22 protein-coding genes are annotated in these 21,452 nt (G+C 47.6%); all 22 read right to left on the bottom strand.

Going from position 1 to position 21,452, the window contains the following annotated elements:
- Window positions 1-43 precede the first annotated feature (43 nt).
- The gene (locus ABD013_RS09340) at window positions 44-1,318 is read right to left on the bottom strand and encodes a nucleotide sugar dehydrogenase (protein ID WP_343805162.1); all 1,275 of its coding nucleotides are present in this window, start codon (window positions 1,316-1,318) and stop codon (window positions 44-46) included.
- On the bottom strand, window positions 1,315-2,955 hold the full coding sequence (gene pgi, locus ABD013_RS09335) for a glucose-6-phosphate isomerase (protein WP_425543400.1): 1,641 nt from the start codon (window positions 2,953-2,955) through the stop codon (window positions 1,315-1,317). Before pgi ends, ABD013_RS09340 begins: the two co-directional genes overlap by 4 nt.
- A 142-nt stretch (window positions 2,956-3,097) precedes the next feature.
- A complete protein-coding gene (locus ABD013_RS09330) occupies window positions 3,098-4,114 on the bottom strand; it encodes a DUF2235 domain-containing protein (protein ID WP_343805158.1) in 1,017 nt (338 codons plus the stop codon).
- Window positions 4,115-4,177: 63 nt separating this feature from the next.
- Window positions 4,178-5,365 carry a DegT/DnrJ/EryC1/StrS family aminotransferase gene (locus tag ABD013_RS09325; protein ID WP_343805156.1) on the bottom strand — a complete coding sequence of 396 codons (1,188 nt, stop codon included), beginning with the start codon at window positions 5,363-5,365 and terminating at the stop codon, window positions 4,178-4,180.
- A 65-nt stretch (window positions 5,366-5,430) separates the two neighbouring features.
- On the bottom strand, window positions 5,431-5,865 hold the full coding sequence (locus ABD013_RS09320; protein WP_343805154.1) for a MaoC family dehydratase: 435 nt from the start codon (window positions 5,863-5,865) through the stop codon (window positions 5,431-5,433).
- Window position 5,866: 1 nt separating this feature from the next.
- Entirely contained in the window at window positions 5,867-6,529 is a 663-nt protein-coding gene (locus tag ABD013_RS09315) for a NeuD/PglB/VioB family sugar acetyltransferase (RefSeq protein WP_343805152.1), read from the bottom strand.
- Entirely contained in the window at window positions 6,529-7,137 is a 609-nt protein-coding gene (locus ABD013_RS09310) for a sugar transferase (protein ID WP_343805150.1), read from the bottom strand. The genes ABD013_RS09315 and ABD013_RS09310 overlap by 1 nt, the downstream gene beginning before the upstream one ends.
- Before the next feature lie 43 nt (window positions 7,138-7,180).
- Entirely contained in the window at window positions 7,181-8,344 is a 1,164-nt protein-coding gene (locus ABD013_RS09305) for a glycosyltransferase (RefSeq protein WP_343805148.1), read from the bottom strand.
- Entirely contained in the window at window positions 8,344-9,474 is a 1,131-nt protein-coding gene (gene wecB, locus ABD013_RS09300) for a non-hydrolyzing UDP-N-acetylglucosamine 2-epimerase (RefSeq protein WP_343805146.1), read from the bottom strand. The genes ABD013_RS09305 and wecB overlap by 1 nt, the downstream gene beginning before the upstream one ends.
- Window positions 9,475-9,533: 59 nt before the next feature.
- Window positions 9,534-10,658 carry a UDP-2-acetamido-2,6-beta-L-arabino-hexul-4-ose reductase gene (gene wbjC / locus ABD013_RS09295; protein ID WP_343805144.1) on the bottom strand — a complete coding sequence of 375 codons (1,125 nt, stop codon included), beginning with the start codon at window positions 10,656-10,658 and terminating at the stop codon, window positions 9,534-9,536.
- Window positions 10,659-10,661: 3 nt separating this feature from the next.
- Window positions 10,662-11,696 (bottom strand): polysaccharide biosynthesis protein, encoded by a 1,035-nt coding sequence (locus ABD013_RS09290; RefSeq protein ID WP_343805142.1) that lies wholly within the window; start codon window positions 11,694-11,696, stop codon window positions 10,662-10,664.
- Window positions 11,697-11,717: 21 nt separating this feature from the next.
- Window positions 11,718-12,734: a glycosyltransferase family protein gene (locus ABD013_RS09285; RefSeq protein WP_343805140.1), complete on the bottom strand. Its 1,017-nt coding sequence runs from the start codon at window positions 12,732-12,734 to the stop codon at window positions 11,718-11,720.
- Between the two features lie 17 nt (window positions 12,735-12,751).
- The gene (locus tag ABD013_RS09280) at window positions 12,752-13,780 is read right to left on the bottom strand and encodes an EpsG family protein (RefSeq protein WP_343805138.1); all 1,029 of its coding nucleotides are present in this window, start codon (window positions 13,778-13,780) and stop codon (window positions 12,752-12,754) included.
- A gap of 129 nt (window positions 13,781-13,909) precedes the next feature.
- Window positions 13,910-15,157, bottom strand: a complete 1,248-nt coding sequence (locus tag ABD013_RS09275; protein ID WP_343805136.1) for a glycosyltransferase family protein — start codon at window positions 15,155-15,157, stop codon at window positions 13,910-13,912.
- A gap of 24 nt (window positions 15,158-15,181) precedes the next feature.
- Window positions 15,182-16,429 carry an O-antigen translocase gene (locus ABD013_RS09270; RefSeq protein ID WP_343805135.1) on the bottom strand — a complete coding sequence of 416 codons (1,248 nt, stop codon included), beginning with the start codon at window positions 16,427-16,429 and terminating at the stop codon, window positions 15,182-15,184.
- A 3-nt stretch (window positions 16,430-16,432) separates the two neighbouring features.
- Window positions 16,433-17,554, bottom strand: coding sequence for a DegT/DnrJ/EryC1/StrS family aminotransferase (locus tag ABD013_RS09265; protein WP_343805133.1), 1,122 nt, complete (start codon window positions 17,552-17,554; stop codon window positions 16,433-16,435).
- Window positions 17,554-17,790 (bottom strand): acyl carrier protein, encoded by a 237-nt coding sequence (locus ABD013_RS09260; protein WP_343805131.1) that lies wholly within the window; start codon window positions 17,788-17,790, stop codon window positions 17,554-17,556. The genes ABD013_RS09265 and ABD013_RS09260 overlap by 1 nt, the downstream gene beginning before the upstream one ends.
- Before the next feature lie 23 nt (window positions 17,791-17,813).
- Window positions 17,814-18,737: a ketoacyl-ACP synthase III gene (locus ABD013_RS09255; RefSeq protein ID WP_343805129.1), complete on the bottom strand. Its 924-nt coding sequence runs from the start codon at window positions 18,735-18,737 to the stop codon at window positions 17,814-17,816.
- Between the two features lie 3 nt (window positions 18,738-18,740).
- Window positions 18,741-19,316 (bottom strand): hypothetical protein, encoded by a 576-nt coding sequence (locus ABD013_RS09250; RefSeq protein WP_343805127.1) that lies wholly within the window; start codon window positions 19,314-19,316, stop codon window positions 18,741-18,743.
- Window positions 19,313-20,194 carry an LbetaH domain-containing protein gene (locus ABD013_RS09245; protein ID WP_343805125.1) on the bottom strand — a complete coding sequence of 294 codons (882 nt, stop codon included), beginning with the start codon at window positions 20,192-20,194 and terminating at the stop codon, window positions 19,313-19,315. Before ABD013_RS09245 ends, ABD013_RS09250 begins: the two co-directional genes overlap by 4 nt.
- Entirely contained in the window at window positions 20,181-20,582 is a 402-nt protein-coding gene (locus ABD013_RS09240) for a sugar 3,4-ketoisomerase (protein ID WP_343805123.1), read from the bottom strand. The genes ABD013_RS09245 and ABD013_RS09240 overlap by 14 nt, the downstream gene beginning before the upstream one ends.
- Window positions 20,579-21,451 carry a glucose-1-phosphate thymidylyltransferase RfbA gene (gene rfbA, locus ABD013_RS09235; RefSeq protein ID WP_343805121.1) on the bottom strand — a complete coding sequence of 291 codons (873 nt, stop codon included), beginning with the start codon at window positions 21,449-21,451 and terminating at the stop codon, window positions 20,579-20,581. Before rfbA ends, ABD013_RS09240 begins: the two co-directional genes overlap by 4 nt.
- Window position 21,452 lies beyond the last annotated feature (1 nt).

Raw genomic sequence — 21,452 nt, 5'->3', positions numbered from 1 at the left:
ATCACGCCCCTGTGGGAGCGCGCTCTACGCACGATAATACCGCCTAAATCGAAACCCCGCGCCCGATGCCGGAGTACACCCAGCCAAGCTCGGCCATCAGCCCGGGATCGAACACATTGCGCCCGTCCAGCAGCAGGGGGGTTTGCATGCTCGATTGGATCGCTGCCATATCCCGGTTCCAGAATTCTTTCCACTCCGTCACCAGCATCAGCGCATCAGCACCCTCGGCCGCGGCCGCGGCACTGTCTACACAGACCAGTCCGGGCCGGTTGCCCAAACGGCGCTTCAGCGCCGGCAGTGCCATGGGGTCGTACACGTGCACCTCTACATTGTGCGCCAGCAATGCTTCAATCAGCACCAGCGCCGGGCTGCCTTCAACGACAGAGGTACTGGGCTTGAACGAGCAGCCCCAGAGCGCCACCCTGCGGCCACTGATTTCGGCTTTGAAATAGCGCCAGAACTTCTGGAACAGCAGGTCTTTCTGCTGCTCGTTGATCGCAAACACACTGCTAAGCAGACCAGGCTCATTAAGGTCGCCGAGTTCACGGTTAAGCTGTTCCAGGGTTCCTAAAAAGGCTTCACCACCAAAACCGCAGCCGGGATACAGATACTGAAAGCCGATACGGGAATCGGTACCCATGCCCTGGCGCACCTGCTCGATATCGATCCCTTTATCCGACGCCAACCGGGCCAGCTCATTCATGTAACTGACCCGGGTCGCCAGCATGCCGTTGATTGCCAGCTTGCTCAGCTCCGCTTCCAAAGGTGGCATCACCATGAGGGTATCGCGGCTACGATTGAACGGGCTCAAAACGCGGCGCATGGTGCTCACGACTTGCTTATCCCGGGTACCCAGCAAAATACGCTCGGGACGGGTCACACTCTCCAGAGCTCGGCCAGACTGTATAAACGCGGGCCAGAACAGTACGCGTACATGGCCTGCCCCCTGCTCATTAAGCCATGCCTGCAACCCATCCGTCGTTCCCAGCGCGACCGATTGCACCAATGCGATGAGCGGCCTGGATTCCGGTTGCTTTTTTACTTTAGCCACAAACCCCTGAATGGCCGCTTGCAACTCATCCATGGATGGCAAACGACGAGTCACCAGCAACAGGTCGGCCGCTTCTTCTCCAGCCCCAAGCTGAAGTCGCCCTGCAAGATGCTGCTGCTCCAGCAGCTGCAGCAGATCCGGCTCGGCAATATCAGAATCCGCCTCTGGCAGAGTCGGTTGCTCCATTGATACAGCACAACCAGTAAAGGCCAGTGCGCCCGCCAGCGTCCAGGCCTCAAGATTATCGCCCAGTACACGTACGTTCATGCCGCACCTCCTTCGCTGCCGGATTGTTGCTGTTGAATACTCAACGCCAGTTCACGGGTGGATGCATCAAGCCCCGCCACTGCAGCCGCGTCCGGGTCCTGCAGCAAGGGCTGCAGCTGCAAGGCTACCTGCTTGCCAAGCTCCACGCCCCACTGGTCGAAGGGGTTGATATTCCAGATCACGGCCTGGGTAAACACCTTGTGTTCATAGGCAGCGATCAGTGCGCCCAGCGATTCCGGGCCCAGTTGCTCCAGCAGCAACGTGGACGACGGCTGGTTGCCAGGGTAGCGCCGCCAGGGGTTGTCATCCGGCGCAACCGCCGCATCGCCGAAGGCCAACACCCGCGACTGCGCCAGGCAGTTGGCGATGTTCAATTGATGCTGGGCCAGCAACTGCTCCTGATGGGCATAGTGATCGAGGGCCTCGTAACGACGGGCCGCCACAATAAAATCCGACGCGACCGACTGGGTACCCTGGTGCAGCAGCTGATAGAACGCATGCTGGGCATTGGCACCGATCTCGCCCCAGAGCACCGGACAGGTAGAGTAGTCCAGCAGTTCACCGTCCTGCCCCACCGATTTGCCGTTGCTCTCCATCTCCAGCTGCTCCAGATAGGAGGGGAAGTACTTCAAGCGACCGTCATAGGGCAGAATCGCATGGGCACGGATATCGAGAAAGTTGACGTTCCAGATACCCAGCAGCGCCAACATCACCGGCAGATTCTGCAGAACCGGCGCCGTGCGGAAGTGCTCATCCATCGCATGAGCACCGGCCAACAGCCGGCGGAACACCGACATCCCCAGCGCCAGTGCAATCGGCAGCCCGATGGCTGACCAGAGCGAAAAGCGCCCGCCGACCCACTGCCAGAAGTGCAACTGGTTATCGGACGGCAAGCCCCAGTCGCTCATCTTCTGCTGCGCAGCCGAGACACCGATAAAATGACAGCGCAACATCAGCGCCTCATCCACGCAATGACTGCCCAGCCAAGATCGCACCGTATCGGCGTTGGACAGGGTATCGATGGTGGTGAACGACTTTGACGAGATGATGAACAGCGAGGTTTCGGGGTTAAGATGGTCCAGCAGATCAAACAGCTGGCTGCCGTCGATGGTGGAGGCAAAGTGCACCTTGAGCCCCCGCACCGCCGGCTCGGAATACTCACGCAGGCCGTGGGTCACCATCAACGGCCCCAAGTCACTGCCGCCCACGCCCAGATTGACAACATCGGTAATGCGCTTGCCGGAAAAGCCGCGCCACACACCGGACTGAATCCTGTCCACCAGCAACGTCATCCGCTGCAGCTGCTCTTCCACACACTGCTGTTCGGTTGTCTGTAGAGCCGTCGGAGTACGTAGCGCCGTATGCCAGGCCGCGCGGTTTTCGGTACGGTTGACCACCTCGCCGGCAAACAATCGCTCGCGCTCTTCACTAAGCCCGGCCTGCTCAGCCAACTGCGCCAGTGCCTGGAGCACACCGGTGTCCACGCGCTGTTTGCTGTAATCCAGCGTGATACCAGCGCCCGTCGCCCGCAGCTCATGCCCCCGTGCGGGGTCGCTGTCAAAGAGGTCGCGAAGGTGGGGGATACGGGCCGCACTCCTCTGCAGCACAGGCACGGCCGGGCAGTCTTTCATCGCCATTGAATCCTTGTCGGGACGGTTAAGCTTTCATTAGGAGAGTTTAACGGAATCAAGTGACAGGGTCTTGGGGTATGAATACAGCAAAGGCATCGCTGCCAGCCAGTAGCCAGCCTCCTCAGCGTCTTATAAAACAACCGTACTATCAATTAACCACTCTCACCCGGCTCCAGTCACCGTTCAGCCGAGCCATCAGTGCGCTGAGTGCCGGGCTGGGGTAACGTACAGACTGATCCAGCCAACGCTCCCGCACGCTTATGTGTACGACCGGCTCAATCTCACGCACTACACGGCGGCGCAGTGCGCGGTAGAAACCCTTGTACTCGTTATGCTGGGGGCCGGCGTAGTCAGGGGAAAGATCGTCGACGAAATGCGGCTCGAATGCCAGTCCACAGGCCAGAGCCTCTCGGGCGAGCCACTGGCCGGCGTGATCACCCAGCGTGCGGTCGGCATAGGCACCACCGATATCGGAATGCACCCCGGCAAACCAGACCTGCTGCAGATCGACACCGCCACGGGGCGTCCAGAGAGTCGGCTCAAAATCCTGGCGATTTTCATCAATGGAGACCGCATGGCGGGCATGGGTGATCACCTGCCCGGGGTCGGTATCGTGGAAGAGATAGCGCGAAGAGCCCAGCGTGCCCAGAAACGGAGCGGGGATGCCCAGGGCTCCGACAGTGTCGAGCACACCGACGAAATGCACCCGGCTTAAATCGGCCACTGCGAAGCGGCTTCGAAAGGTGGCAGACAGATCGCTGCCCGGCGCTGAAGCTGAGCTGCGGCGGCGGTAGAGTGAGTAAGCACTGGCTATCTTATCGGCATGCTCGCGGCGCAAAATGCCGCAGTTAGCGACCAGCCCCGCCAGAGAACGGACTGTATAGGCACCACGGCTAAAACCGAACAGATAGAGCTTGTCGCCCTCATCATAGTTGTGCACCAGAAAGCGGTAAGCATCGAGAATATTACGGTCGATACCCTTGCCCGTGATGCCACCGGACAGAGCATTGCCGTCAGAGCCAACACCCCAGTCGTAAAACACCACCTGCTTGTGGCCGATATCGTCTTCCGGGGCAATACCACGGGCAATACGCAGAATATGGGTGGCACAGTCAGACTCAGGCGACTGCCAAGTGCCATCAGCACAGATCACGATCTTTTTCATGTGGACTCCTTCCTTGGAGTAGTGTGAGTATCCTTCTCACCTGTTTACGGTATAGGCATAAGATTACCGCTGAGACATCATTACCTCAGTCAGGACCGCACAGGTCTTGTCAATTTCGGCCTGAGTCAATGTCGGGTGTACCAGGAACATCAGGCTGGTTTCGCCCAGCTTATGCGCAACCGGCAGCGGTTGTTCAGGGCGCCAGCCTGTACCATCGAATGCCTTTTCCAGATACACCTCAGAGCAGGAGCCCGAGAAACAGGGCACACCACGGTCATTGATCTTCTTCATGATCTCATCACGAGACAACGCCGGAGACGATGTGGGAGCGCACTCCGTGCGTGAATCCACAAATACATAGCACTTGTACACCCCGTGCTCGATATCCTCTGGCAGCTCGGGCACACGCAACCCGGGCAGCTTTTTCGCCGTGTCCCAGATCTGCTGTGCATAACGCAAGCGGGCATCGTGCCACTGCGGCATACGCTTGAGCTGAATACGGCCAATTACGGCCTGCATCTCGGTCATGCGCCAGTTGGTACCGAACGATTCATGCAACCAGCGAAAGCCCGGCGGATGTTCACGTTCGTAAACCGCTTCCCAGCTTTTACCATGATCCTTGAATGACCACATCTTTGACCAGAGTTCACGGTCATTTGTTGTGACCATGCCACCCTCACCACCAGTGGTCATGATCTTGTCCTGACAAAACGACCAGCAGCCCACATGACCGATTGAGCCGACCGGCTGCCTTTTATACAAGGCACCATGCGCCTGGGCACAATCTTCAATCACGTACAGTTCATGCTGCTCAGCCAGCGCCATAATTGGGTCCATATCGCAGGGCCAACCAGCCAAATGGACGCAGACAATGGCTCGGGTACGGAGCGTGATTACCGCCGCGATGGAATCAGCCGTAACGTTCTGGCTGTCAGGGTCTACATCGGCAAACACCGGCACCGCCCCTGCATTGACGATGCTGGACACCGAGGCCAGGAAGGTACGCGAGGTGACAATCACCTCATCTCCTGCACCAACACCCAATGCATTCAGCGCCAGATCAAGGGCTACGGTACCATTGGCCAGTGCAATGGCGTGCTCAGCGCCAACATACTCGGCAAACTCACGTTCAAATTGACGCCCTTCTTGTCCGGTCCAGTAGTTGACCTTATTGGAGAGCAGAACATCACGTACAGCATTGGCCTCTTCTTCAGTAAAAGAGGGCCAGGGAGAAAAAGGTCCGTTTAGCATTTTTTGGTCCGATGGGTGATTACGGAATCTAGAGTACTAAATCGCTACAATTTTTTGCAGGTTAACTAGCCTTGAGGAGGAATGTATATTTCTGCCTCTCCTGTTATTACTTTTTTAACACCCACCTTACATTCTGTTTTGAAGAAAACACGGCGTTTCTCACGATCAACCTTAGTAACCTCAACAGCAGCAACAACCGTATCATTAATATAAACTGGCCGTTTAAACTGTAAACTTTGCGAAACGTAAAGACAGCCAGGCCCAGGCAATCGCATACCAAAAAGAGCTGAGAAAAAGCCCGCAGACATCAACCCATGTGCTATACGCTTTCCAAAGCGGGACTGTTCTGCATAAGTCTCACTCACATGAACGGGGTTATGATCACCCGAAATACCTGCAAAAGCCTTAATATCAGCATCTGTAATAGTTTGTGAATAACTTACAGTCATTCCTGGGTAGATCTCTTCCAAGGGAATAGAGCCCAATGCTACCTCAGTCATATCAGCCTCCTAGTCGCTTATGGCCCAGTGGTTTGGCAGGATTTCCTACCACTACCGCACCTGCTGGTACGTTTTTCGTTACTACTGCCCCCATTCCAACAACTGCACCTTCGCCAATAATAAGAGGCTTACCCGGTTTGCCTTGTTTGATGATTGCACCGGTGCCTATATAAGCGTTATTTTCAATTTTCACATTTCCATTACATTTAACAGCAGGTGCAAAAGTGACATAATCACCGATAACACAGTCATGTGCTACATAACTGTAGATATTGGCATGAAAAGACTTACCAATCTTTATATTTGATGTCAGTGTTACAAAAGGACATATTACAGCACCGTCACCTATCTTGACCTGATCCATTTTGAGTGATTTTTCAGAAACGACCGTACATAATTTAATATCATCATTAGCACAGCGTGCTTCAATATTCCGGCGTATTCCCGCATCAGCAATTGCTACAATTATACTTTTCACGTCCGCATTGACATCAACAAATTCTTGATAGGTCAAAACCTTATAACCATTAATCTCAGCGGCCGGCGGGTTGTCGTCTACAAATACAAAATCAAATCCCTCTAGGTCATCCATTCCTCGAGCTACAGGCATTACTTCACGACCAAAACCACTGGCGCCAAATACACCAAACACCTTGCATGTCATTATTTATCTTTCCCTTCCTCTGAACCTTTAAACTTAGACATGGTTGCCTCGCCTTCTGCAGAGATCCCATCCCTGACTAACACCTTCTTAACCGTCAGGTAAATGATCCGTAGATCCAGCCAGAGTGAACGGTTATCCACATACCAAACATCCAGTTTGAACTTGTCTTCCCAGCTGATTGCATTACGTCCATTCACCTGCGCCCAGCCGGTTACGCCGGGGCGAGTCTCATGGCGGCGATACTGCTCTTTGGAGTACAGAGGCAAATATTCCATCAACAAAGGGCGCGGCCCCACCAGGCTCATATCACCCTTGAGTACATTCCACAGCTCCGGCAATTCATCCAAACTGGTTGAGCGTAAAAAAGAACCGAAGGGGGTCATGCGTTCAGAGTCAGGCAGTGGGTTACCGTCTTTATCGATAGCATCACGCATGGTTCTGAACTTGATCATCTCGAATGGTTTGCCATCCGTGCCAGGCCGGATTTGCCGAAAAAGGACAGGAGATCCGAGTTTACGGCGGATTTGGAAGGCTACCACGGCGAGAACCGGAGCAAGCAACAGCAGGCCGAAGGCAGAGGCAATGATATCGAAAAAGCGTTTAATCATAGTGATAGAAGACCTAGAATGGCGTCAAATAGGGGCTACAGTGTTACGGCACGGCTTTTTGGCTTAGGGCAATATCACTCAACCTCTGCGCAAAATACGGGATCTGTAGCCGGTGTCGCATTTCATCACTAATTAAAAACTTACCATCAGTGTTTTGTTCAAGCGAGAAGAAACAACGAACCAATGCTTCGTGATCAGCCACACATACAACGCCGACATTATGCTGCTCTACCCAACGTGCCACACTGGTATCTTCACCGCAGACGGCCAGTACGCCTGAGCCTGACAGGGCATAACCGGAGGACTTGCTCGGGAAGGCATATTTGGTGACTTCATCATCAATGGGCAGCAAAGCCCAGCGGTGTTGGTTCACCAACTCTGCGGCATCAGCAGCCGGGATGATGCCCAAATAGCCGACCTGATCATAGGCGTCAGCCAGTGCCTTCACATCGGGTGCATGCACCCCCCCACCGGCAAAAGTGAAGTTCAATTTTCCACCCTGTTGCAGATAGTCACGAATGGCGGTCATCAACAGAGGGATGCGTTGTAAGCGGCCGGCATTGCCACAGAACACAACGTCTTTGGTACGCTGATCTATTGGCACCGGCACGATATCAAACGACGGATTATCCAGCAGGAGTATTGGGCTTTTGGTATCGCTTCGCTGTTGGATATGGGCCTTCATATCATCAGAAAGGGTAATAATCACCGCTGCATGGCGCAGGGTGTAGTTGTCTATGGCCTTTAGCAATTTGAACACCAACCCGTTCAGCGGTACCACTATATTGACAGCTTCAGGGTGAATGTCCTGTAGATGATAGACATAGCGCGCGCCAAACAACCGGCAATAGACCGCAACGATAAACGGCACCACGACCGGTGGATTGGTCGACACATACACATTGGCTGGCTTTGCCCGCACCAGGCTGAGGAATGTCCACAACATAAAGAACACCGCCTCAACCATGCGTTTAATCAAGCCGCTAACAGAGGTGGTATAAGACTTACACGCACGGATCTGTACGCCTTTACCCCGGCCTTCGACCTCCAGCAGCGCAGCCAGATCACCATCGGTCTGGGTAATTACGCATACACTGTGCGTTTCAGCCGCTGTCTCTGCAAACTGCAGCAATCCCTCGCCAATCACCTGGCTCTGCGGCCAAAAGCTGCGATTAACGATGGCAAGATCCGTCTTTTTCTTCGCCATCAATACTGCTTCCAAACCGTCCGCATGACGTAATCACGATAGCTGTGCACAATGCGTACAACCTTGTCCGCCACATTCGGCATGCTATAATCGGCGACCAGTCTCAGGCTGCGTTCTTCACCACGACCTTGCGATTCCAGAATCGCAAGGCCCTGCAAGACTCGCTCCACTTCCAGCCCCACCATCATGGCAGCAGCCTCTTCCATGCCTTCGGGGCGCTCATGTGCTTCACGCAGGTTCAGTGCTGGGAAGTTGAGGATTGATGATTCCTCATTGATGGTGCCGCTGTCCGACAACACCGCTCGGGCGCAGAACTGGAGTTTGTTATAGTCCCTGAAACCCAAGGGTTTCAGCAGCTGCACGTTGCCGTGGAACTTAATCCCCATAGCGTTGACACGCTTTTGTGTGCGCGGGTGGGTCGAAACAATAACCGGCAGGTCGTACTGCTCGGCCACAGTGTTCAGCACTTCGACCAGCTTGAAGAAGTTCTTGTCAGAATCGACGTTTTCTTCACGATGGGCGCTGACGACAAAAAACTGATGATGCACTAGGCCCAAACGTTCCAACACATCCGAGGCCTCAATACCGACGCGGTAATGGTTCAACACCTCAAACATGGGGCTGCCGGTTTTGATCACCCGGTCAGGCGGTAGGCCTTCGGACAGCAGGTAGTCACGCGCAATAGCGCTGTAGGTCAGGTTGATATCGGCTGTGTGGTCGACGATGCGGCGGTTAATCTCTTCCGGTACGCGCATATCGAAGCAGCGGTTGCCGGCCTCCATATGGAAGGTCGGGATCTTGCGGCGCTTGGCCGGCAGCACGGCCATACAACTATTGGTGTCGCCCAGTACCAGTACCGCTTCCGGCTGCACCTCGGCCAGCACACGATCAACAGCGATGATCACATTACCGATGGTTTCGGCACCACTGGCACCGGCAGCACTAAGGAAGTGGTCGGGCTTGCGAATGCCCAGGTCATTAAAGAATATTTCATTCAGTTCGTAATCGTAATTCTGGCCGGTATGGACCAGCACATGCTCGCAGTGCTCATCCAGTTTGGCCATCACCCGTGACAGGCGAATAATTTCGGGCCGAGTCCCGACCACGGTCATAACCTTCAGTTTTTTCATAACAATCCTTCAGTACGGGCGTTTGCGTACAGATATTCAGGCTTCAGTGTCCGGTCATTTCAACCAAGCGGACGGGCAAAGGTATCCGGCTTGTCCCGATCGAAAATCTCATTGGCCCAGAGCATACAGATCAACTCGTCATCACCCACATTGGTCACATCATGGGTCCAGCCCGGCACGGTTTCGACAATTTCAGAGTGTTCACCCGAGGTGTGCAGTTCGTAATGCTCGCCGGTCAGCATATGACGGAAACGGAAACGGGCCTTGCCCTTGATCACCAGAAACTTTTCCGTTTTGGAGTGGTGATAATGCCCGCCACGTGTAATACCAGGGTGTGCGGTGAAAAACGAAAACTGCCCGGCATCAGGGGTTTTCAGCATCTCGACAAACACACCACGGGCATCGCCATGCTGCTGCACCGGGTAGGTGAAGCGCTCCGGAGGCAAGTAGCTGACATAGGTGGAATACAAAGCGCGTACCAGCCCCGTGCCCACCGGCTCGGTGATCAGGTTATGCCGCGTGGCCTTGAAGCGGTTCAGCTGATCGGCCAGCTCGCCAACGCTGATTCGGTATTCGGGGGCGACTTCAACATAGGCGTTATCAATACGAGTGTTGATTGATTCAACACCAGCCAGCAGTGACATGAAGTTATCAACCACATCATCCACATACACCAAGGGAATAACCGCAGATGGGTCGTTGATCCGGAGCGGCAGATCGCGTGCAACGTTATGGCAGAAAGTCGCCACCGCCGAGTTGTAATTGGGCCGCGCCCATTTGCCGAACACATTGGGCAAACGGTAGATAAACACCGGGTTGCCGGTATCATGCTGCAGTGCGAGTAAAGCGTCTTCGGCGGCACGTTTGCTGCGGCCGTAGTCGTTATCGCGTTCGGCCTGAATGGACGATGTATACACCACCGGAATCTGTTTACCACTGTCCTTGATTGCCGCGCAGAGCTGCTCAGTCAGGCCGGTGTTGCCGGTGACAAACTCCTCCGGGTGTTGCGGGCGGTTGATGCCTGCCAGATGAAACACCCAATCGATACCTTCCAGCAATGCAGGCAGATCATCGACGCTATGCTCGCGGGTGAAGGGCACCACGTCGATGCCACCCTTTTCCTGAAAGTGCAGCAGCAGGTTTTTGCCAATAAACCCTTTGGCACCGGTTACCAGTATACGCACAGATTAGTCCTCCGGGTTGATGTACTCACCCCGTTCCAGGGCACGAATGAAATCCAGCTTGCGCAGCAGTGCTTGCATGCCTGCCACATCCAGCCGCTCGGTGTTGTGGGAATTGTAATCTTCGGTGTGGGAGATCTTCTCTTCGCCCTGCTCGACAAACTTGCCGTAGTTCAGGTCACGCAGATCCGGTGGTACACGATAATAGCCGCCCAAGTCTTCGGCACAAGCCATCTCTTCACGACTAAGCAGCGCTTCAAACAGCTTTTCACCGTGGCGGGTACCAATCACATTGATCGGGTGGTCCGGCTTGCCCATCAAGTCCGTCAGGGCTTTCGCCAGCGTTTCAACCGTTGCCGCCGGGGCTTTCTGCACAAACATATCGCCGTTGCTGCCATGCTCGAAGGCATACAACACCAGATCTACCGCATCGGCCAGGGTCATCATGAAGCGAGTCATGTTGGGGTCTGTTATGGTCAAGGCCTTGCCGGCACGAACCTGATCCACAAACAGCGGAATTACGGAACCACGTGAGGCCATCACGTTGCCGTAGCGAGTGCCGCAGATCACGGTTTTCTCGGGATCGACGTTGCGCGACTTGGCCACCATCACCTTTTCCATCATCGCCTTGGAGATACCCATGGCATTAATGGGATACACCGCTTTGTCGGTACTCAGGCAAACAACGCGCTTCACCTCGTTCTGAATGGCGGCTTCCAGCACGTTTTCGGTGCCGAGTACGTTGGTTTTCACCGCCTCCATGGGGTGAAATTCACAGGACGGCACCTGCTTGAGCGCCGCAGCATGGTAGATGTAATCCACCCCACGGGTCGCGTTCAGCATGCTATTGTAATCACGCACATCGCCAATGTAGAACTTGAGCTTGGGATTAGCGTAACGCTTACGCATGTCGTCCTGCTTCTTCTCGTCACGGCTGAAAATGCGAATTTCAGCGATGTCTGTGTCCAAGAAGCGGTTGAGAACGGCATTGCCGAAGGAACCGGTGCCGCCGGTGATGAGGAGAGTTTTATTTGAAAACATTCAAGACCCAACAAAAATAATTTAATTGAAAAAACCTGAGTAATTTACTTTGAATTCTTCTTGCTCTCTTTCAACATCAGCCAAAAATCTTTCAGTATCAGACTCAAACTTTACTATAGAAAAAGTATCAAAATATTTTTTTATTGAAGAAGAAAAATCATCACCTTTTTCCAGGCACACCCCCAAGCTATATCTTTCCACATATTCAGCCAGTAAAGTCCCGTGGTAACATAAAATAGGCCTTTTATATTGTGCAGAATTATAAAGTCTATTTGGTAAGGCCACACGATCATTATAGCCATCTGAAAAGCGCAAAAGGTTAATTAATGAAGCACTCTTATATAGATTACATTCTTCATTTTTATCATAATAGCCAGTAAAATATACGTTTTCGGCACCAATATCATCCGAAAATTCTTTTAAATCAACCTCAGCCACACCTCTACCATGAAAGAACAGCTTATACTCATCACGGTTACAAAGCTCCTTAATAATTTCCGAGTTTGGACCAAAATCTCTTATTGCACCAATACAAGATATTGAGTAAGGATTAACTGGTATACCATAATCCTGCTTGGGTATAATTCTTTTGTAATTATGGCTAAGGACGACATTAGAGCGACATGGAAAGAGTGTACGATATGCAGGTGACGATATTGCTATAAATGATGCCTTGCGCAAAGAAAAAGAGGGTATGAGTTTTGTCAAAAAGTGATAATCACGATAGTCCAGCGCATAGTTTCCTTTAATAACCAAAAATGGCCAAATAAAGAAAAACAACTGTGGTGTAAATATTATAACTCTATCATCTTTATTAACATTCTTAACAATAAACCCAATCACAAAAATAGCAAAAAAAACATAGTTTATTATATTACGCCTATGCCCTTTCCTGCCATCCCTATATATTAAATTATTTTTCGATTCTTTTTCTTCGCCAAAGCGATCCCATACCAAGAAAACCTTATCGGTTACATCTTCATAGAGATCGACATATGGCATGAATGACTTATTTGTCGGGCAAACAAATATATTCACTTAACCACCTCTTAAATCTAAAAAATAAAGCGATAGGGTATGTAAGTATCTTCACCAACCTTGACTGTGTAAAAAAAGAAAAATATCAATATAGCATGAAGACTAAAAAACAAAATCCGGTTAATATAAAGAGGCCTTAACACTTCCAAAAATCGCGGTAGTAAAATAACAAGAAGAACAGTCGAATACAGCGTTGCCCTATGTGCTAAAGTTCCATAATTGGCAAATATCATGTAAATAAAAACACCAAACAAATAAGAATCTAAAAAAAACGACATTGCTTTGTCATTTTTAGTTATCTTGTCACTAAAAATGACAAATAAAACAGCAAACCCAGCTAAGAAAAATATTGCTTTTGTACCCTCCTGTGCCATTGTTTTTTTCAGATATACTTGGTAATAGGGAAAATAAATTTCCACAAGGTATCCAATAAAAGCCTCTATATAAGAACCTGCTAAAAAACCAAAAACAATAACAAAAGCCCATAGCTTTTTATTAAAATCAACCAGTAAAAAAATAGGCAAGAAAAGAGCAATAAAGGCAGACTTATGAAAGAGACTGGCCAAAAAAATCAAAGCCAAATATACAATATATCTTTTATTCAACAAGAAACATAAAGCTAGCAGCGATACACTAATAGCTGTAAAGGTTCTAACTACACTAAGCGAATTCAAGAAAAAAAGCGGAAACCCTATAAATATAAACAAACTCAACCATGGATTAACACTGTATTTTTTTACAAAAAAGTAAAAAATAGAGAAAAAAATAGCTGCGTTTATAAAAAAATAAATAAAAGGCGACTCATATATCCTTGCAAGATCAATCAGAAAAACTGTTAGATATTCTTCCCTTAGCGTTATGTTATTATCAGCATGATAAACTATAGCATTATAATAATGTTCGTAATCCCACCCCACCATATACCTAAGTGAAACAAAAGCTACAACAAGTAATATTGCAGATATATAGAAAAAATTTGATTTAACTCTAAAAGCAAGCAGCTGGAGAACAAACAAAGTCATGTAAAACAAGAAATATGTAGTCACAAACCATCCTTATAGCGCACTATTTATAACCATTAGAGACAATGAAAAACATCACCATTATTTAAATATGAAAAAATTAGAACCCTATAAGTATAATTAGTTTCAAAATTCTATTTCAACATTAGAGAATCATCTAATTTTCATTACAAATTTCTTTAGACCATATGTCATTACTGACATGAAACCTATGAACCCCTTACTATCATACTTAAATGATCGGTAGTCATAACTTATATTGTACAGTCTCTCAACAAAATTCAAAAATTGAACATTTGTGCTGTGATTTTCATAAACATGGTCTCTCGATACATTAGATGCATAATCATAGTCTTCATCCAACCTTTCAATTATTTCAGCAAAACTGTAAAGTTTTTTTTCATATATATTATGATCAAGTGATACATCATAGTTCATCAGCGAATTAACAGGTAAATATATACCATTATTGCCTAAATTTCGCATATACCTACCATCCAAAACTGCTGTAGGTACGCCACGGGCAGCAAACTCAAATGCAGAGGTTCCAACAGCAAAACCAAAATCTATGTTTTCCAAGCAAATTCTATCAATATCTTTATCATCGACTTTTCCCAAAAAGACAATTCTAAAATTACATGGTTCCATCACATTCGAAGACGAATCGCCATCACCAATAACAAAAAAAACTATTTTTTTTGAACTGTATTTTGCGTAATCATCAACATCTCTTAAAAGATTGTTCAGCATATTAATTTTGTCATTATCTAACCTCCCAAGCCACCCTATATTGAGCCCTTCCGCATCAACCCTAACCTTTTTAAATAATCTTTTATTTTCACTTTCAAAGAACGGTATAGTAATAGGCAAAAAATCAGGATCAAAACTAAATTTGAAAAAGTTATTATTATAATTAAAATTGCTACCGCACATAAAAAACAATGAGTTAGCATGACTAGCATTAGTACATATTTTCTTTAAATGCTCAACTCGGAAAAAATCAAAAATGCGGAGCACTCTTTTTAGAAATAAGTCTGGGTTTCGCTTATAAAATAAAGAAAAAATTGTATTTTCAATGAGATTAAAAGGATGTAGATCCCAAAAGCAAATTTTTGTTGATTGACAAGGAGAGACATATTTTTCAAAAAATGTTATTAGCGATAGAGGGCACAGTAGTATATCTTCATGTCCCAATTTAACTTTAGATTTTTCGTATATGAGTTCGTCGAAAACATATTTATCATTTTTTAATTCTTGAATTAAAAAACCATTTTTATAATCAACAACGGCCACTTTAACTCCTTTATTAATTAGCTTTTTAGCAAGCCTATAAAAAAGAAGCTCAACACCACCAACTTTTAAAGATGGGTATAAAAAAACAACCCTTATATTTCCCAACATATTTAAAAACCTTATGCAAAAGCACTAAAAATTAGAATATCGCCATATACACAAATACAAAAAAAACCAGTAAAATAGCGCATTAATCGTATATGCGATCGCACTGCCATCGATACCGAAATATGAAACAAAATATATAACTAAAATATAATGGAAAAAAGAAAAGAATAGTTCGGATAAAATGAATAACCAAGTAATTGCACGCCCAAGCATAACAAAAGCCAATATCCACCCTCCTATTTTCAGGATATCACCAATCATTTTCCAGGCGAACAGAACCTCCATCTCATGGAAATCTTCAGTAAATAAAAGTAAAATTATAAAATCACGAAGTATATAAATAATAAAGCTAAATAATATCGAAACAGGAAGAATTATTTTATACCCTTGTACTATTTCCTTCTTAATATCCGAAAAATCACTTAACTCAGACAATCGCGGAAGATAATAAACACTGAGGGTTGTAGTGATGAGCATTAGATAAGCGGTACTAAGTCGCCACATTGCTTCCCAGTAGCCTGCAGCTTCCCAGCCAAGGGTTTCACCCAGGTGGTTACGAATTAGAATATGGCTGACCGGTACGCAGGCCGCGCTGGTGAGGGCCATTGCAGTGTATTTAGCCAAGTTCTTGGCAGATTGCTTATCAATACCACCAAGTAAGTAGCGCAATTTGAACCAGCTGGCTTTGTAAGTGAGTGTCAGTGTAACGAAGAAGGTCAGTGACTGGTAAATTGCCAAGGCAACCAATGCACCGTAAAGGCCAAGTTTAACCGCTAGGACCGTGGTTACAGCAAGAGCAAAGAGACTACCGGCGATATTGGCAGTTACATAGCGCTGTATCTCTTTTTTACCATTGAGGATGGCAAGCAAGAGAGTGTTGAACACAAACAACACCAGTGTTGCTGCAAACCAAATAAAAACGCTGCCAAGGCTTTCATCCTTGAGAAACCAGCCCGCCAATGGTTTGTTGAACGCAATCACTGCTATTGCAACCAACACCGAGCCAACTAACGAGATGGTGCCCGCTGTTCGCCATATGGCATGCTGTTTGGCTTCGTCTTCGTGGTATTCAGCCGTATATTTTGTAACGCCTGTATTGATTGCGCCGCTGGCCAGCGTTGTGATCATCTGCACTGCATTTTGGAACTGCCCCAACGCAGCGTAACCCGACGGGCCAACATAGATAGCCAGTATCTTGTTAAGGCCCAGTAAGGTCAGCATCTTGATAACAACCGCTATGCCATTGAGCAGGCTGGTTTTAATCAGTGTCATGCGTTACGGCATCTCAAAGCTGTTACAGGCGGCAATAACAGCGTCTACCTTATCATCGGTCATCACCGGGCTAATCGGCAGGCTCAGCACTTGCTGATGAATGACTTCTGTCAGCGGGTAAGTCTTCTCGTTCCACTGTGCATAGGCCTGTTGCTGATGTGGCGGAGTCGGGTAGTGGATCAGAGTTTGGACGCCGGTGTTAGCCAAGTGTGCCTGCAAAGCTTCACGCTCTGCTGTGCGGACCACGTATAGATGAAATACGTGATTTTCCAATGATGTCAGTGTGCTGTGCGCTGTTATTGGCTGTGACAGTTCGGGATGCGTGATACCTTTGGCATAAGCCAGTGCAATCTCTTTGCGCCGCTGGGTTTCTGTATCAAGGTGCTGTAGCTTCACACGCAGCATGGCCGCTTGCATCTCATCCAGGCGACTATTGACGCCCTGATAGAGGTTTTCATATTTTTTGTGGCTGCCGTAATTACCCAAGGCGCGAATAGTTGTTGCCAGTTCATCATCATTGGTAGTGACAGCACCCGCATCGCCCAATGCACCGAGGTTTTTACCGGGGTAGAAACTAAAACCAGAAGCATGCCCCCAATTGCCCGCCTTTTTACCATTGATCGCTGCACCATGTGCCTGAGCGGAGTCTTCCAACACCAATAGATCATGTTGATCAGCCAACGCCATCAGTTCAGGCATGGGAGCCAGTTGACCATACAAGTGAACCGCAAGTACGGCTTTTGTATTAGCGGTAATTGCAGCGGATGTTTTAGTAGGGCAAAGGTTGTATGTCTGTTCATCTGGCTCAACCAAAACCGGCTTAAGCCGGTTTTCGGTTATGGCAAGAATGCTTGCGATGTAAGTATTGGCCGGTACAATGACCTCATCACCTTCTTTCAGTTTGCCAAGTTCTTTCCATGCCCTCAGTACAAGCGTTAAAGCGTCCAAACCATTAGCAACACCGATGCAGTGCTTAGTCCCGCAGTACGCCGCAAACTCTTTTTCAAATTCAGCCAGCTGGGAACCCTGTATGTACCAACCTGAGTCAATGACATCCGTTACCACCTGAATCAATTCTTCCCTGTATTGCTGATTCAATGCTTTTAAATCTAAAAAACCAATCATTAGATTTTTCCGTTAACATACTCAAGAATGTCATTGATCGTTAGCAGAGCATCAATATCTTCATCAGGAATTTCGATTCCAAAAGCATCTTCCATACCAAGAAGCATATTTGACAAATCAAGTGAATCAATACCCTGTTCACTCAGCTCCACATCATGTTTCAAGCTTTCAACATCTTCAATTACTTTTGTTGCTTTAATTGCATCTAGAATTTGCTCAATTTCTACTTTTTTCATTCTATATCTCCTGATTATTGGCCTTACTTGAATTCAAATATTCCTGTTGCCCAAGACAACCCTACACCGAAACCACTGAGGCAGTATTTTTCACCTGATTTCATCTTTATCAGATCTTCTTTTAGAAGCATCGGTATAGATGATGAGACAGTATTACCATAATCATACATACCAAACACAACTCGGGCAGGATCAAGCTCAGCACGCTGCGCTATTGTATCAACAATGTACTTACTCCCTTGATGTAAGTACCATTTTACAATGTTTGATTTTTTTAAGCCCGCCTTTCCTAGTGCGGCATCTATGGATTTAGGAACAGTTGTAGCTGAAAAGTTAAAAACCATTCGTCCATTCATGTGCAAAGAACCATTATTAATAAGATTCTTATACCCTTTACCCTTCGAACCAAAGTCGAAGCATATTGGTGATAGACCTGGTTTACCATTTTCTAAAAGGGAAACTGTTGCACCATCACCAAAAATTAAAGCCGTATTTTTATCCGACTCGTCAAGTATTGAAGAATATGCGTCCGCCGTAAAAAGAAGACCTTTGCGAAACCCCTGCACCTCCATAAATGCATTCAATACTGCAAGTGCATACACATACCCGGAACACCCCAGTGAAATATCAAAGCAAGCACAACTTTCAGGCAGATCCAACAGGCCATGTACGATGGCCGATGTATGCGGTAAATTGTAGTCTGGGTTCTGAGTTACAACGACGCAGCAGTCTATATCATCAAGATTTATGTCAGTCTGACTTTTCAAATCTTGAAAAGCTTCAACACATAGATCAGAAGCTTTCTGTTCTTGACTTTTTATTCTTCGGTTAAGTACACCGATTTTTTCACTTATGAAATTCTCATCAACACTAAATTCTGCTGTACGCTCTAAATTATTAATTTTTTTTTGCGGTAAATATGTACCTATATGAGTAATTGCGACCATATTTTATTTCACCATAGAGAAGTAAATATTACCGACCTTTTGATCACCGACATGAATTTCTGATTTTGTTAGTCTGAAGCCTAGATTTTTCACAAGACGAATATGGAACAACTCTTCATCACTGATAACTTTATCAAGTTCCAGTCGTGTGAAATACCATTTCCCATTTTCTTCAGGAAAAAGTGACTGCAAGAGAAACTTGTTCATTGCAACAAGATTCTCACAAAATGTGTAGGGCGTTCTTTCTATCAACCGAGCAGTTTTATTATTTAAATCCAAAGATACCCTATCTACAACAGCCTGTTCGTCATACTCATATCTTTCCTCAACAGGATCTGCACTTTCAATGAGTTTATACTGAGATTCTTTACCATTCTCATCCCAGCTTATGTGTACTTTAACATCACCCTGCGCATCTTTCGGGAGGAGCAGCAGGTTAGACGTAACCACTCCATTAAACCTTACATCAATATTTTCAAGCTTGGTGTTCATGTGAGCTTGAAGAAGTGCATTAAATATATCTGGACCCTGCACGTAGTTTCGGCTCCCTTTAAACCTAAACCTCAGCATTGTATTCATTTTGACTCCTTCGTATATTTTCGCAGATTTTTACGGTGGCTCATTGCAAAATTGCCAGATACCTTCGTGGCTTCAGCAATATCATTGATAACGACACTTCCTACCAAGAGTTCAGCTTTGTCACCAACCGTAATACCATGGGCAGTCGTTACTGCAGGGCCAATCCATACATTATTACCAACTGATGTATACCCAGCCAACTGAGCATGACCCGCTATCATGGTTTTCTGACCAATTTTACACCCATGCCCTATATTGCAATGAACACTCACAATAGAAGCCTTACCGATTATTGTAGGCTCATAAAAATAAGACTTTTGTATGGTCGCATGGGCTAATACTTGCACACCGCTTTCTATAATCACACCACCGGCGTCTTTTACCCAAATGCACTCACCGTTTATAAAAGTGTTGTGCATCCCCCTTGCACCGATGACAGCGTGAGGCCCAACATAAACACCTTTTTTTAGGTGTGTATTACTTTCAATCACAGCATAATCTTCAATTACTACACCATCTTCGATAATAACATTATCTTTTATGACTGCAGTTTTAGAAATTATTGCTTCTTTTGATATTGACCCATTTTCTATTAAATTAAAAAACCCATTATTGAACATATAGTTGTGCAGTTCAAAAAATGACTTTTTCGGTGCTTCGCTTATCACCAACGTCTTTTTCGTTTCAACCAACCCCATCAGGCTTTCATTTGTTATTACTACTTCAACATTGGGATTAGCTAGCGCTTGATTTAAATAATACTCATTTTCTGCAAATGTTGCTGTCAATGGATGAGAGCTGTCTGCATAATGTGTGACTTTTACTTGCACATCAGCATTAATTATTTTTTGATTAGAAAAGAAATTACTGATTTGCATTTTTAGTCTCTTTCAAAAAGTCTTCGTAATCACGAATATAATCAGCTTCATCATAGTGCTCGCTGGCCAGTACCAGCAACACGCAGTCGGGGGTGAAGTCGTGCATTGAGCCCCATATCAAGGCATCCTGAAGCAAACCGATATTGGGCTGGTTCAGGTCATAGGTGACTTTCTGCTTGCCATCATCCAGCGTGACTTTACAGGAACCATTCACCGCAATTAGATACTGTCTAGTTTGGTGATGAGAGTGCTGGCCACGTGGTACATCTGGCTGCGTACCGTAGATGTAAAAAACTCGCTTCACCTCAAAAGGAACATCTTGTTGGCCTTCAATTGCAACCAGTTGCCCACGGTGATCACCCAGAATACGGTGCGTGGTAATGCTCATGCTTGTTCCCCAACCAATCGAAGCAGGTACTGACCATAGCCATTTTTACTTAATGCCTGCGCCTGCTGTTTTAACACTTCCTTACTGACCCAACCATTGTTGAAGGCAATCTCTTCCAAACAAGCCACTTTTAAGCCTTGGCGATGCTCAATGGTCTGCACAAAACCGCCCGCTTCCAGCAGGCTTTCATGGGTGCCGGTATCCAGCCAGGCAAAACCACGGCCCAGTAGCTCTACGTTCAAAGCGCCACGCTCAAGGTAGGTCTGATTCACGCTGGTAATTTCCAGCTCGCCACGGTGCGAGGGTTTCACCTGCTTGGCGATTTCCACCACGTCGTTGTCGTAGAAGTAGAGGCCGGTCACGGCGTAGTTGGACTTGGGCTGTTCGGGCTTCTCTTCAATGGAGATCGCTTTGTTATTTTCATCGAAAGCGACCACGCCAAAACGTTCAGGATCTTTAACCTGATAGCCGAATACGGTCGCGCCGGAGGTGCGGGCAGCGGCCTGTTTCAGCTTGGGCGAGAAGCCCTGACCGTAGAAGATATTGTCGCCCAGCACCAGGCACACGCTGTCATCGCCGATAAATTCTTCACCGATGATAAAGGCCTGCGCCAGACCATCCGGGCTGGGCTGTTCGGCGTAGCTGAGTTGAATGCCGAAGTTGCTGCCATCCCCCAACAGTTTTTCAAAGTTTGGCAGGTCTTCGGGAGTGGAGATGATCAGGATGTCACGGATACCCGCCAGCATTAGTACCGAGAGCGGGTAATAGATCATCGGTTTGTCGTAGATGGGCAGCAGCTGCTTGGACACGCCTTTGGTGATCGGATACAAACGGGTGCCGGAACCACCGGCGAGGATAATGCCTTTCATG

It is taken from the genome of Marinobacterium maritimum, from assembly GCF_039523155.1.
GTDB classification, from domain to species: Bacteria; Pseudomonadota; Gammaproteobacteria; order Pseudomonadales; family Balneatricaceae; genus Marinobacterium; species Marinobacterium maritimum.
This window is presented reverse-complemented; position numbering and strand designations above follow the sequence as displayed.